12 protein-coding genes and 1 tRNA gene are annotated in these 12,692 nt (G+C 67.6%); 9 read left to right on the top strand and 4 right to left on the bottom strand.

Going from position 1 to position 12,692, the window contains the following annotated elements:
• Positions 1–2 precede the first annotated feature (2 nt).
• Genes ACS5PM_RS28125 through ACS5PM_RS28115 form a run of 3 tightly spaced genes read right to left on the bottom strand, consistent with a single transcriptional unit; the run spans position 3 to position 1,851 of the window.
• Positions 3–785, bottom strand: coding sequence for a UDP-2,3-diacylglucosamine diphosphatase (locus tag ACS5PM_RS28125; RefSeq protein WP_439391230.1), 783 nt, complete (start codon positions 783–785; stop codon positions 3–5).
• Positions 778–1,281, bottom strand: a complete 504-nt coding sequence (locus ACS5PM_RS28120) for a peptidylprolyl isomerase (RefSeq protein ID WP_439391229.1) — start codon at positions 1,279–1,281, stop codon at positions 778–780. Before ACS5PM_RS28120 ends, ACS5PM_RS28125 begins: the two co-directional genes overlap by 8 nt.
• 6 nt (positions 1,282–1,287) lie before the next feature.
• Entirely contained in the window at positions 1,288–1,851 is a 564-nt protein-coding gene (locus ACS5PM_RS28115; RefSeq protein WP_439391384.1) for a peptidylprolyl isomerase, read from the bottom strand.
• Positions 1,852–2,012: 161 nt separating this feature from the next.
• Here ACS5PM_RS28115 and cysS point away from each other — a divergent pair, with 161 nt between their 5' ends.
• The 9 genes from cysS (at position 2,013) to ACS5PM_RS28070 (ending at position 11,019) form a co-directional block, all read left to right on the top strand.
• Positions 2,013–3,386, top strand: a complete 1,374-nt coding sequence (gene cysS, locus ACS5PM_RS28110) for a cysteine--tRNA ligase (RefSeq protein WP_439391228.1) — start codon at positions 2,013–2,015, stop codon at positions 3,384–3,386.
• Complete coding sequence (locus ACS5PM_RS28105; RefSeq protein WP_439391227.1) at positions 3,386–4,042, top strand: DNA-3-methyladenine glycosylase family protein; 657 nt, start codon at positions 3,386–3,388, stop codon at positions 4,040–4,042. The genes cysS and ACS5PM_RS28105 overlap by 1 nt, the downstream gene beginning before the upstream one ends.
• Positions 4,043–4,064: 22 nt before the next feature.
• A complete protein-coding gene (locus ACS5PM_RS28100) occupies positions 4,065–5,036 on the top strand; it encodes an acetyl-CoA carboxylase carboxyltransferase subunit alpha (protein ID WP_439391225.1) in 972 nt (323 codons plus the stop codon).
• Between the two features lie 27 nt (positions 5,037–5,063).
• Positions 5,064–6,398, top strand: coding sequence for a tRNA lysidine(34) synthetase TilS (gene tilS / locus ACS5PM_RS28095; protein ID WP_439391224.1), 1,335 nt, complete (start codon positions 5,064–5,066; stop codon positions 6,396–6,398).
• An 86-nt stretch (positions 6,399–6,484) separates the two neighbouring features.
• Entirely contained in the window at positions 6,485–7,777 is a 1,293-nt protein-coding gene (locus ACS5PM_RS28090; protein ID WP_439391223.1) for an aspartate kinase, read from the top strand.
• Between the two features lie 33 nt (positions 7,778–7,810).
• Positions 7,811–7,903, top strand: a tRNA-Ser gene (locus ACS5PM_RS28085).
• A 194-nt stretch (positions 7,904–8,097) separates the two neighbouring features.
• Positions 8,098–8,772: a choice-of-anchor R domain-containing protein gene (locus tag ACS5PM_RS28080; RefSeq protein WP_439391222.1), complete on the top strand. Its 675-nt coding sequence runs from the start codon at positions 8,098–8,100 to the stop codon at positions 8,770–8,772.
• A gap of 161 nt (positions 8,773–8,933) precedes the next feature.
• On the top strand, positions 8,934–10,322 hold the full coding sequence (locus ACS5PM_RS28075) for a phenylacetate--CoA ligase family protein (RefSeq protein ID WP_439391221.1): 1,389 nt from the start codon (positions 8,934–8,936) through the stop codon (positions 10,320–10,322).
• A gap of 292 nt (positions 10,323–10,614) precedes the next feature.
• Positions 10,615–11,019, top strand: coding sequence for a hypothetical protein (locus tag ACS5PM_RS28070; protein WP_439391220.1), 405 nt, complete (start codon positions 10,615–10,617; stop codon positions 11,017–11,019).
• A gap of 77 nt (positions 11,020–11,096) precedes the next feature.
• Here ACS5PM_RS28070 and ACS5PM_RS28065 read toward each other — a convergent pair whose 3' ends face one another.
• The gene (locus tag ACS5PM_RS28065) at positions 11,097–12,638 is read right to left on the bottom strand and encodes a Crp/Fnr family transcriptional regulator (protein ID WP_439391219.1); all 1,542 of its coding nucleotides are present in this window, start codon (positions 12,636–12,638) and stop codon (positions 11,097–11,099) included.
• Positions 12,639–12,692 lie beyond the last annotated feature (54 nt).

The following is a 12,692-nucleotide window of genomic DNA, read 5'->3' as shown; positions in this document are numbered from 1 at the left end:
GCTCAGGTCTGGTCGGGGGGAAGGCGCGTGAAGCCTTCGTTCGCCCAGCGCAGCACCTCGGCGCGCGCAGGCAGGGCATGGTCGCAGTCCCAGTCGCTCAGCACGTGGCGCTGCCAACCCTCCGCGCGACGTTCGCTCTGTGGCCGGTGCGTGTGGCCGTGGATGAGCGTGCGGGCTCCGGCCACGGCCAGCCAGGCTTGCGCCAGCGAGGCGTCGGCATCCGCGTAGGTGACGGGCTCGGCCCGAAGCTGGTGGGCGCGGCTCGCGGCGCGCATCTGCGCACCAATCGCCTGGCGCTCGGCCAGCGGCTTCGCCAGAAAGGCTGCCTTCCACTCGGGCTGTCTCACCTGCGCCCGGAACTGCTGATAGGCCGTGTCTTCGAGGCACAGGGCGTCGCCATGGCTGAGCAGCACGGGCTCATTCGAGATGCCCAAGGCTTGCACTACCACTGGGTCTGGCAGCTCGACAGCGCCTGTCGCTTCGAACAATGGGCCATCCATCAGGAAGTCGCGGTTGCCGCGCATGATGTACAGCGGCTGCCGTTGCGCTGCGCCGGCCAGCATGTCGACGATGCTCGCCTCGAAGGGCAGGGTACGGGAGTCGTCGCCCACCCAGGCCTCGAAGAGGTCGCCGAGGATGAAGATCGCCTCGGCTTTCGTCCTGCGGAGGTATTCGGCCAGCGCAGCGGCCGTCCGGGGGAGCTCGCGACTCAGGTGCAGGTCCGAAATGAAGTCCGCCGTCCGGATGGACGGCGGCAACACCATCCGCGCGACAGGGTCAGGCAACTTCCACGGCCTTCTCGATCGTCACGGCCTCCAGCGGCACGTCGTCGTGGAAGCCCTTGTTGCCGGTTCGCACCTTCTCGATCGCGTCGACCACGTCCTGGCCGGCCACCACCTTGCCGAAGACCGCATAGCCCCAGCCGCTGGGCGACTCGGACGTGAAGTTCAGGAAGCCGTTGTCCTTGGTGTTGATGAAGAACTGCGCGGTGGCCGAATGCGGCGCGTTCGTGCGGGCCATGGCGACCGTGTACTTGTCGTTCTTCAGGCCGTTGCTGGCCTCGTTCTGGATCGGCCCGTCGGTGGGCTTCTGCTTCATGTCGGCGGTCATGCCGCCGCCCTGGACCATGAAGCCCTTGATCACGCGGTGGAACACGGTGCCGTCGTAGTGGCCCTTGTTCACGTAGGAGAGGAAGTTGGCCACCGATTGCGGGGCCTTGGCGTCATCCAGCTCCAGGCGGATCACGCCGGCGCTGGTGGTCAATTCAACGGTTTTCGTCATGCTTGCTCACTCCAACGTTGCCTTCTTGATGAGGACCGGCTCCAGCGGCACGTTCTGGTGCGGCCCCTTGTTTGCGGTTCGCACGGCCTTGATCTTGTCGACCACGTCCATGCCCTGGGTGACCTTGCCGAACACTGCGTAGCCGCCACCGTAGCTGTCCAGGTTGGGGTTGTCGACCACGTTGATGAAGAACTGCGAGGTGGCGGAATCCGGCATGGCGGTGCGGGCCATCGCGACCGTGCCGCGAGTGTTCGACAGGCCGTTGTGCGCCTCGAGCGGGATGGGCGCTCGCGTGCGCTTCTCGCTCATGTCGGGTTTCATGCCGCCGCCCTGGATCATGAAGCCTTCGATCACGCGGTGGAAGATGGTGCCGTCGTAGTGTCCGTCCTTCACGTACTGGACGAAGTTGTCGACGGTCTTGGGCGCCTTGTCCTTGTCGAGCTCCAGCACGATGTCGCCCATGCTGGTGGACAGCTTCACTTTCTGCGCCCAGGCCGGCGACGCGGCTGTCAGGGCGATCGCCAGACCGGCGCCGATCTGGAGGACTCGCTGCAAGAAACGGCGGGGCATCGGCGCCCGCCCGGTGAGGGTCGAAGTCACGTCCAGAAACTCCTTGGCTATACTCAGATGATTCTACCGACCCCGCACGACGGGCGCCCGGCCGAGCCTCCAGCTTGCCGCCAACCGCTTCCCCAGCGACGCCAACGCGCCTTCGTTGAAGCCTTTAGTTGATGGCCTTGCGCATCTACAACACACTGACCCGTCGGGTCGAAGACTTCGTCCCCATCGAGCCGGGCCATGTGCGCCTGTACGTCTGCGGGATGACCATCTATGACCTGTGCCACATGGGTCATGCGCGGATGATGATGGCCTTCGACGTGGTCTATCGCTGGCTCCAGACCAGCGGCTACCGCGTCACCTACGTGCGCAACATCACCGACATCGAGGACAAGATCATCAGGCGTGCGGTCGAGCGCGGCATCAGCATCCGCGCGCTGACGGACGAGATGCTCGAGGCGATGTACGCCGATGTGGGCGCCATCGGAGTCGCCAGGCCCACGCACGAGCCGCGAGCCACCGACTACGTGCCCCAGATGCTGTCGATGATCGGCACGCTGGAGTCCAAAGGCCTCGCCTATCAAGCGAGCAACGGCGATGTGAACTTTGCCGTGCGCAAGTTCCCTGGTTACGGCAAGCTCAGCGGCAAGTCGATCGACGAGTTGCGCGCTGGCGAGCGGGTGGCCGTGGCCGAGGGCAAGGAAGATCCGCTGGACTTCGTGCTGTGGAAGGCCGCCAAGCCGGAAGAGCCGGCCGATGCCAAGTACGAGGGCCCCTACGGCGCTGGCCGGCCCGGATGGCACATCGAATGCTCTGCCATGAGCTGCGCGCTTCTCGGCGAGCGGTTCGACATCCACGGCGGCGGCATGGACCTGCAGTTCCCGCACCACGAGAACGAGATCGCGCAGAGCGAGGGCGCGCTGGGCCATCCGTTCGTCAACTTCTGGATCCACAACGGGTTCCTGAACGTCGACAACGAGAAGATGTCGAAGTCGCTCGGCAACTTCTTCACCATCCGCGACGTGCTGCAGCGCTACGACGGCGAGACGCTGCGTTTCTTCATGCTGCGCACGCACTACCGCAGCCCGTTCAACTTCAGCGACGCGCACCTCGACGATGCGCGCAGCGCACTGCGGCGGCTGTACACCGCCCTCGAGGCAGCGGGTTCGCCGGAACCTGCCGTCATCGATTGGTCCGCCGGTCCGGCCGCAGCCTTCAAGGCCGCGATGGACGACGACTTCAACACGCCCGGCGCGATGGCCGTGCTTTTCGAACTGGCCTCGGAGGTCAACCGGGGCTCCCAGGACGCGGCCGGGCTGCTGCGCGCGCTTGGCGGCACGCTGGGCGTCCTGCAGCAGGCGCCTACCGCCTTCCTGCGTGCCGGCTCGGGGCTGGACGAGGCGGCGATCAACGAGCGCATCGAGGCTCGCAACGCGGCCAAGAAAGCGCGCGATTTCGCCACGGCCGACCGCATTCGGGATGACCTGCTGGCTGCCGGCGTGATGCTCAAGGACACGCCGCAGGGCACGACCTGGGTCAAATCCTGATGGCGGCCAAGGGCAACGGCGCCGGCGTGACGCCGGAGTACTGGGACGATGCCTGCAAGCATCTTTCCAAGCGCGACCGGGTGATGAAGAAGCTCATCCCGCAGTTCGGCGAGGCGCGGCTGCAAAGCCGGGGCGACGCGTTCACCACGCTGGCACGTTCCATCGTCGGCCAGCAGATTTCCATCAAGGCCGCGCAATCCGTCTGGGACAAGTTCGCTGCGGCCGTCGGCGGCCCACCCCATCGCCTGGTACCGGATGACGTCCTGGCGCTCGAGACCGCGGCCCTGCGCGCGGCCGGCCTGTCGGCACGAAAGGCCGAATACCTCGCCGACCTGGCCCGCCACTTCGCCGACGGCACGGTGCACGTCAAGCAGTGGCAGCAGATGGACGACGAGGCCATCATCGACGAGCTCGTCGCCATCCGGGGCATCGGCCGCTGGACGGCGGAGATGTTCCTGATCTTCCACCTCATGCGCCCGAACGTCCTGCCGCTGGACGACCTGGGCCTGCTCAAGGGCATCTCCGTGAGCTATTTCAGCGGCGAGCCGGTGTCGCGCGCGGAAGCGCGCGAACTCGGCGAGGGCTGGGCGCCGTTTCGTTCGGTGGCCACCTGGTACCTGTGGCGCAGCCTAGACCCGCTGCCTGTCGAATATTGATCTTCCGCGAGGGAATCGACCCATGAGCAAACGCCATTTCCTGGACTTCGAGCAGCCGATCGCCGAGCTGGAATCCAAGATCGAGGAGCTGCGCTACGTGCAGAACGAGTCCGCGGTGGACATCTCGGAAGAGATCGAGCGGCTCGACAAGAAGAGCCTGCAACTCACCAAGGACATCTACACCCAGCTCAACCCCTGGCAGGTAACGCAGATCGCGCGCCATCCCCAGCGGCCGTACACGCTGGACTACGTCGGCGAGATCTTCACCGACTACCAGGAGCTGCACGGCGACCGCGCCTTCGCGGACGACCTGTCCATCGTCGGCGGCCTGGCGCGCTTCAACGGCCAGGCCTGCATGGTGGTCGGCCAGCAGAAGGGCCGCGACACCAAGGAGCGTGGCGCGCGCAATTTCGGCATGCCCCGCCCGGAGGGCTATCGCAAGGCCCTGCGCCTGATGAAGCTGGCCGAGAAGTTCGGCCTGCCGGTGTTCACCTTCGTCGACACGCCCGGCGCGTATCCCGGGGTGGGTGCCGAGGAGCGTGGCCAGTCCGAGGCCATCGGGCGCAACATCTACGAGATGGCCCAGCTCGAGGTGCCCATCATCACGACTGTCATCGGCGAAGGCGGCTCCGGCGGCGCACTGGCCCTCAGCGTTGCCGACCAGGTCCTGATGCTGCAGTTCGCCGTCTACTCGGTCATCTCGCCCGAGGGCTGTGCCTCCATCCTCTGGAAGACCGCGGAGCGCGCGTCGGACGCGGCCGAGGCCCTGGGCATCACCGCGCACCGGCTGAAGGCCCTGGGCCTGATCGACAAGATCGTCAATGAGCCGGTGGGTGGCGCGCACCGCGATCCGAAGCAGATGGCGTCCCAGCTCAAGCGCGGCCTGGTCGATGCGTTGCGCCAGGTCGCCGACCTGTCCGTGCCCGAGCTGCTCGAGCGCCGCTACGAACGCCTGAAGAGCTACGGTCGCTTCACCGACACGACTGCGCGCTAAACGCGGCCCGCCGGGGCCCATGGAGCGATGAGCAACGGCAGCGCGTCCGAAGATGACGCCGCCCGGCCGGCGGTTGTTGCCGTGGCGGCCAGCGGCGGGCGCGACTCCACCGCTTTGCTTCACGCAACGGCCCAGCTCGCCCGGGGCACTTCGCTTCAAGTGGCGGCTCTGCATGTTCACCATGGCCTGAACCCCGCGGCCGACGATTGGCTGGAGCACCTTCGGCGTCAATGCGAACGGTGGGCTCGAGCGGGGTGGCCGGTGAGCCTGCGGTGGCATCGGCTCGATGGCCGACCCGCCCGCGGCGAGAGTGTCGAAGCCTGGGCCCGCAAGGAGCGCTACCTTGCGCTCGCGGCGATGGCGCGTGATGCCGGTGCCGGCGTGGTGCTGCTGGCCCACCACCGGCGCGACCAGGCCGAGACGGTGCTGCTGCAAGCGCTGCGCGGCGCCGGCACGGCCGGCCTGTCGGCCATGCCTCGCGAAGTGTCACGCGACGACATCCTCTGGTGCCGGCCATGGCTGGAGCGGCCCGCCGACGCGATCGCGGCCTACGTCCGGCGGCACCGGCTGAGCCACATCGAGGACGACAGCAACCAGGATCGTCGCTTCGACCGCAACCGCCTCCGGCACGATCTCTGGCCGGCCCTGCTCGGCGCCTTTTCGAACGCCGAATCCTCCTTGCTGCACGTGGCCGCCCAAGCGCAATGGGCGCAGCAGCTGGTGCAGGAGGTGACCCGAGCGGACCTTGCGCGTGTGCTCGACCCCGAGCGTGCGCTCGATGTGTCGGCATGGCTGGCGCTCACGCCGGCGCGAAGAATCGGCGCCTTGCGGGTGTGGCTCGCCGACGCTGGTGTCGCGCATGGCCTGGACCATCTTTCGAGCCGCGTCGCCGCCGAACTGCCGGGCCGGTCGACAGCGCAATGGCCGGCCGACGGCCAACGCCAGCTACGCCTCTATCGCGGTCGACTGGTGTTGGTGCCTTTGCGCGCGACGCCGCTGACCGAGCCGTTGTCGAACGAATCGCCGGCGCTCGACCGGCCCGGTCGTCATGCGCTGTCCGCGTGGGGTGGGCTGCTGGAGCTCGTCGCCGTGGACGAGGGCGGCGTGTCGACGAAGCTGCTGTCTGGCGCCGTCCTGCGCGCTCGCCTGCCCGGCGATCAGTTCCAGTGGGCCCCGCGCAGCGTGGCCCGCAGCCTGAAGAAGCAGTATCAGGATCGCGGGGTGCCGGCGTGGCAGCGCGGCGGGCCCATCGTCGCGGCCGGCGACCAGGTGCTCTTCGTGCCGGGCCTCGGCATCGATGCGCGGGCCATGGCGCCGGCCGGTGAGCCGCAGCTGGCGGTGCGCTGGCATCCGGACTGCTGAACGCCCGTCAGCTCCTGTTGGGGTGTGCCGCACTGCGGCAGCTAAAATTGATGGGTTTGCGGTCCACTTTCCCTCCCTCAAAGCCCATGGCACTGATTGTTCACAAGTACGGCGGCACCTCGATGGGGTCGACCGAGCGCATTCGCAACGTGGCCAAGCGGGTCGCAAAATGGGCGCGCGCCGGCCACCAGATGGTGGTGGTGCCCTCGGCGATGAGCGGCGAGACCAATCGCCTGCTCGGCCTGGCGAAGGAGGTCGCCCCGGCCGGCCACAGCCCCTCGGTGCTGCGCGAGATGGACATGATCGCCTGCACCGGCGAACAGGTCTCGGTGGGCCTGCTGTCGCTGGCCTTGCAGGCCGAGGGCATGGAGGCCGTGAGCTACAACGGCTGGCAGGTGCCGATCAAGACCGATTCGGCGTTCACCAAGGCCCGCATCCAGAGCATCGACGACGCCCGCGTGCGCGCTGACCTCGCGCAGGGCAAGGCGGTGATCATCACCGGCTTCCAGGGCGTGGACGAAGACCTGAACATCACGACTCTGGGCCGCGGCGGCTCGGACACCTCGGCGGTGGCGGTGGCTGCGGCGATGAAGGCCGACGAGTGCCTCATCTACACCGACGTCGACGGCGTCTACACCACCGACCCGCGCGTCGTACCCGAGGCGCGGCGCCTGCACAAGATCACCTTCGAAGAGATGCTGGAGATGGCCAGCCTCGGCTCCAAGGTGCTGCAGATCCGCTCGGTGGAGTTCGCCGGCAAGTACCGCGTGCCGCTGCGTGTGCTGTCGAGCTTCACGCCCTGGGACATCGACATCAACGAGGAAGCCAAGTCGGGCACCCTGATCACTTTCGAGGAAGACGAAAAGATGGAACAAGCCGTTGTCTCGGGCATCGCGTTCAACCGCGATGAAGCCAAGGTCACCGTGATGGGCGTGCCCGACAAGCCCGGCATCGCCTACCAGATCCTTGGAGCGGTGGCCGACGCCAACATCGACGTCGACGTGATCATCCAGAACGTGTCTCACGACGGCAAGACGGACTTCTCGTTCACCGTCCATCGCAACGACTACCAGCGAACGATGGACCTGCTGAAGAGCAAGGTCCAGCCGGCGACCGGCGCGGCCACGGTGATCGGTGACCAGAAGATCTGCAAGGTCTCCATCGTCGGCATCGGCATGCGCAGCCACGTGGGCGTGGCCAGCAAGATGTTCCGTGCCCTGAGCGAAGAAGGCATCAACATCCAGATGATCTCCACCAGCGAGATCAAGACCTCCGTCGTCATCGACGAGAAGTACATGGAGCTGGCCGTGAGGGCGCTGCACAAGGTCTTCGAACTCGACGACCCGACGGCCAAGACGAGCAGCGACGACGAGGAATGAGCTGGTTCTGTGGTTAGAATGCTGGCTTCGGCTGGAGACGTGACCGAGTGGCCGAAGGTGCTCCCCTGCTAAGGGAGTATGGGGTCAAAAGCTCCATCGAGGGTTCGAATCCCTCCGTCTCCGCCAACCAAGCAGAAAGCAAACGGGCCCTCGGGCCCGTTTTGCTTTTCTACGCGGCCGCCGCTCAATTTAGGGGGGGCATCTTGCCTTGTTCATACCCCACCTTAGGATTCGCACCTCCTCGATTCGACGTCGCATTTGCCGCGTGGATCAGGAGTCATGCCTCTCACCTTCCCCCAACTTTGAGCGAGGAGTAAGTCGTGAAAGAAGCATTTGCAGCCTTGAGTGGTCTGGCCGCCATGACCGTCCTCAGCGCTTCGGCGCTTGCCGCCGGTCCGAACGGTGCCACTGCCCACGCTGATGGCAGGACCACCATCGCGACGGGAGCCGCCACCGCGGTGATGCCGCGCCAGTCCCTCGGCACCGACGGTCTCAAAGAAATCTACAGCACCTTCAACACCGACCCGAACAACGCGTACGACTGCTGCAGCGGCTGGACCGTCTCGGCAGAAGGATCCGTCGTCGGTGCGCGCCAGGACGTCGCGATGCCGTTCACGCCCGGCGCCAACTATCTCGTCAAGACGATCAACGTCGCCGTGGGCTACGTCACCGGCACGAACGGTGTCACCGTCAGCCTGAACGAGGATGCGGGCGGTGTGCCCGGCGCCGTGATCAAGAAGGGTGCGATCACCGGACTGCCGGTGTTCGGCACCTGCTGCGTGACGGTCGCCATGAACGCCAAGCTTTCGCCCGTGGACTCCGGCACGCAGTACTGGGTCGTCGTGCGCACCGACAAGAAGACCTCCGACACCTGGGACGCCTGGAACATGAACAACGTGGGCATGCAAGGCCTGTTCGCGTTCAACACCGGCACCGGCTGGCAGGCGACCTCCGGCCCGTTGGGCGCCTTCAACGTTCTCGGCAAGAAGCCCTGAGTCTTCACGCCTTCCGGACTGCAAGCCCCGTCCATCGGGGCTTGTTCATTTCCGCCGCGCCGGCTGGCGGCTGGCGTGGGCGATTTGAAGGGAACAGAATGGGCTTTTGACGAGGGCTGCGGCGGACCCTGCCGCGCTCCATCCGCCTCACGGCCCCGCCCATGCTGCCGCCTTTCGACCCCTGGCTTGCCGGTTCAGTCGCCGCCGACGTGTGGATGGCTTCGCGCAGCACCGGCGAAGCGCTGGCAGCGCGCCGCGCATATCGCCTGCGCAGGCTGCTCGCGGCAGCGGCCCAAGGCTCGCGCCTGTACCGGCAATGCCTGTCCGGCGAACAGACCAGCAGCACGCCGCTGCAGGCGCTGCCGGTGGCGCACAAGGCCGAGCTGATGCGGCACTTCGGCGACTGGGTCACCGACCCGGCCATAGAGCTCGCCGGTACGCGGCGCTTTCTGCAGGACCCTTCCGTCATTGGCGAGGCCTATCTGGGCCGCTACATGGTCTGGGAAAGCTCCGGCAGCACCGGCGAGCCCGGTGTCTTCGTCCAGGATCTGCCATCGATGGCCGTGTATGACGCGCTGGAAGCGCTGCGCCGCGCTCCATTGCCCCACGGTCGCGGCGTGTTCGACCCCTGGCTGCTGGGCGAACGCATCGCCTTCGTCGGGGCGACCGGCGGCCACTTCGCGAGCGTGGTGTCGGTCGAGCGCCTGCGGCGCCTGAACCCCTCGCTCGCACGCCGCACTCGCAGCATCTCCTTCCTGCAGCCGATCGAGCGCCTGGCCGAAGAACTGCAGGCCTGGAACCCGGGCGTGCTCGCCACCTATCCCAGTGCGGCCATGCTGCTCGCCCAGGAGCAGCAGGCCGGTCGCCTGAAGCTGGCGCTGCAGCAGGTGTGGACCGGCGGCGAGAACCTCACGCCGGCCATGCGTCGTCACATCGAGGAGGGCTTCGGCTGTCGCGTGCTGAACAGCTATGGGGCGTCCGAGTTCCTTGCGATGGCGGGCGACTGCGTGCATGGGCGCCTGCACCTCAACAGCGACTGGTTCGTGCTGGAGCCGGTCGATGAGCGGGGACGGCCGGTGCCGCCCGGCGTGGCGAGTGCGACGACGCTGCTGACGAATCTGGCCAATCACGTGCAACCGCTCATACGCTACGACCTGGGTGACCGGGTGACGCTGGCGCCGGACCGCTGCCCCTGCGGCTCGTGGCTGCCCGTGGTCGACGTCCAGGGGCGCCGCGACGACACCCTGCAGCTGGCGGGCACGCGAAGGCGCACGGTGCCTGTGCTGCCCTTGGCCATCAGCACGGTGCTGGAGGACGACGCCGGCCTGTTCGACTTCCAGCTGAGCCAGCAGGGTCCGAGCGAACTGCTGCTGAGCACGGGGGAGCGTGGCGCATCGGCGGCCCGGCATCTGCGGCGTGCCCGCCATGTGCTGCAGGGCTTCCTGATGGACCAGGGCGCGGCGCCGGTGAAGATCCACTGCCGCAGCGGCCAACCCGGCCGGCGCGGCTGCAGCGGCAAGATCCCCCGCATCGTCGCCCACCGCGGCTGACAGGCGCGCTGCGGCAATAACCACGCTGGCACCGGCATACGCCTTGTATCTCCCGGCCTGCAGGACTACCTTGGCGCCCACGTGGCGGGAGGAAGGACGGGGCGCCTGTGGCGGCCCGGCGATCGCCCGCCGCGCGGTGCCCGGGGCCGGCCGCTGACAGCGTCAACGGAGCTCCTCCTGCCTGGCCCGGGCGATAGTGACCCGGCAACCGTCCTGGTTGCCATCCGCCGCCCGCCGCGGGGCCGCCAGCGTCCCCGCCGACCACCTCGCCACGAGCGGCACGGAGGTCGACATGCTTGGTGAAAAGATTGGTGAAGGCTCAGGCAAGGTGATTTCGCAGCGCGTGCTGCCCGGCGCCGGTGGCCCGCCGAAGATGGAGACATCGTTCCAGGGCGCGGGAAAACTGATGGGCCTGGCCAGCCAGGAGACCGGCACCTACGTCGCGGCGCTTCGGCCCGATGGCACCCTGTTCGGCGAAGGCCAGGGCATCGTGATGGGCCCGCAGGGTGAAAGCGCGACCTGGACAGGGCAGGGCGTCGGCCTGCTGCAGAAGGACGGCAGCATCAAGTACCGCGGCGCGCTTTACTTCGACAGCAAGTCGCCGACCTGGTCGCGCCTGACCAGCATCGCGGCCCTGTTCGAGTACGAGGTCGACGCGCAGGGCCACACGCGCGGTCAGCTCTTTGAATGGAAGTGAGGCTTCCCGTGCCGGGCCTCAGGCCCGGCCACCAGTGCGCGGGCCGGCGTCATTCGGCCTCGCGGGCCCGAGTAGGCTCAAGCCGGCAGCAGCCGAGGAAGCTCCTGCGGCTTCAGCACCTCGAACTGGCCCCGTTCCCGCCGGATGACGCCCTGCTGCTCGAGCAGCTTGAACTGGCGCGAGATGGCCTGGCGCGTGGTACCCAGCCACTGCGCGACGTCGTCCAGCGTGAAGGAGGCCGCGATGCTCTTGCCCTGCCCGGAGTGCATGTCGAAGTAGAAGTGCATCATGTGCAGCCAGATGCCGACGCGCGCTTCGATGGGCCAGAAGAACGACGCGGCATAACGCGCCGCCTGTGACTGCTGCAGTGCCAGCAGCCGGGTGATCGCCAGGCGGAAATCGAGGCAAGCGATGAACAGGCGTTCGAAGGCCTCGACAGGCAGCCACAGCAAGGTGGTCGGCTCCAGGGCCGTCGCATCGAAGACGCTGGTGCTGCGGTAGGCCAGATCGTGAAATGAATGCCACGAGCCGGGCGGCAGCAGCGCGATCGTCCGGTGCGGCGGAGCAGCGAGCGGGTTTTCGAGCCGGATGGCGCCGTCGATCACCAGCCAGGCACCGGCGGGTGGTTCATTCGCGCGCAGCAACAGCTCGCCCTGCGAAAGCCGGCGCACGCGACTCGATTCGATGAGTTCGTGCTGCAAGGGGAGCGCCAGGCTGCTGAACCAGCGGCCCCGGCAGATGCGTTCGCGTTCGGCCGTCCGCAAGGCGAGGGCGGCCGGCTGGCCCACGGGCTCGCTGGACGCCGCTGGTGGCCAGGGGGGTGCCCCAGCGGCGACGTAAGGGGCCTCCACCGCGCGGGTCTCGGCTTCCATGGCGGCCTCCAGCGCCGCCACATCGGCCGACAGCGCACCCTCGGGTGTTCGCTGGACGAGACCTTCCTGCTCGAGCGCCTTCATCCCCTCGCACCAGGCCTGTCGCGACACGCCGTGCCATCTCGCCAGGGCATCCTGGCTCATGTGGAGCACCGACAACCGGCTGGCGCCGTTGACCGCCGCCAGCCCCTGCATCAGCTCGATCAGCCAGAACAGCTGGCGCTGGCGCAGCGTCGCGCGCTGGGAGGCGATCAAAACCTGCAGGGCCCGCCGCAGGTTGCCGGAATTGGCCACCGCCAGTTCGCGGCTGAGCTCGGGAAAGCGCTGGCACAACACCTCCAGGTCCTGGGCATCGAGGGCCACGACGGCCGCCGGCCCCTGGGCGCGGACGTCCACGTCGCTGACCGTCAGGGCAGCCGGGTTGTAGAGGTTGAACCAAACGCCGGCGGGGACCCAGTTGGTGCACTGCAGGGTCTCCAGGTGCGGCACCTGGAAGAACACGAGCGCGCTGCCGGCGGCGATGCCTATCCAGTGGTCGACAGCCTGGCCAGTGCTCAGGATCGGTTCGCCATCGGCCAGGCGCCAGACCCGCACGCGCGCCAGGATGGCATCGACGAGCGCGGACGGAAGACGCGACATGAAGCCGCCACGGGTCAGGGCATCGCGCTCTTCGGCGCTAAGCGGACCGTCGTGGCGGCTGGAGGAGGAAGGCGAGGCGGAGGGCCTGCTGGCGATGGTCTGTGGCATGGCTTTCGCCATGCTAGCGGCCAAGTGTCAATGCCGTGTATCCATCACCTGCAC

Source organism: Ideonella flava (assembly GCF_051857595.1).
In the GTDB taxonomy this organism is placed as follows: Bacteria; Pseudomonadota; Gammaproteobacteria; order Burkholderiales; family Burkholderiaceae_C; genus Ideonella.
The sequence above is the reverse complement of the archived record's forward strand: the minus strand, read 5'-3'. Positions and strand labels throughout refer to the sequence as shown.

Excerpts from the sequence above, each read along its gene's own strand:
- ACS5PM_RS28120 (WP_439391229.1), bottom strand. The coding sequence starts at position 1,281 with ATGACGAAAACCGTTGAATTGACCACCAGCGCCGGCGTGATCCGCCTG.
- ACS5PM_RS28115 (WP_439391384.1), bottom strand. The coding sequence starts at position 1,851 with ATGCCCCGCCGTTTCTTGCAGCGAGTCCTCCAGATCGGCGCCGGTCTG.
- cysS (WP_439391228.1), top strand. The coding sequence starts at position 2,013 with ATGGCCTTGCGCATCTACAACACACTGACCCGTCGGGTCGAAGACTTC.
- ACS5PM_RS28105 (WP_439391227.1), top strand. The coding sequence starts at position 3,386 with ATGGCGGCCAAGGGCAACGGCGCCGGCGTGACGCCGGAGTACTGGGAC.
- ACS5PM_RS28100 (WP_439391225.1), top strand. The coding sequence starts at position 4,065 with ATGAGCAAACGCCATTTCCTGGACTTCGAGCAGCCGATCGCCGAGCTG.
- tilS (WP_439391224.1), top strand. The coding sequence starts at position 5,064 with ATGAGCAACGGCAGCGCGTCCGAAGATGACGCCGCCCGGCCGGCGGTT.
- ACS5PM_RS28090 (WP_439391223.1), top strand. The coding sequence starts at position 6,485 with ATGGCACTGATTGTTCACAAGTACGGCGGCACCTCGATGGGGTCGACC.
- ACS5PM_RS28075 (WP_439391221.1), top strand. The coding sequence starts at position 8,934 with ATGCTGCCGCCTTTCGACCCCTGGCTTGCCGGTTCAGTCGCCGCCGAC.
- ACS5PM_RS28070 (WP_439391220.1), top strand. The coding sequence starts at position 10,615 with ATGCTTGGTGAAAAGATTGGTGAAGGCTCAGGCAAGGTGATTTCGCAG.
- ACS5PM_RS28065 (WP_439391219.1), bottom strand. The coding sequence starts at position 12,638 with ATGCCACAGACCATCGCCAGCAGGCCCTCCGCCTCGCCTTCCTCCTCC.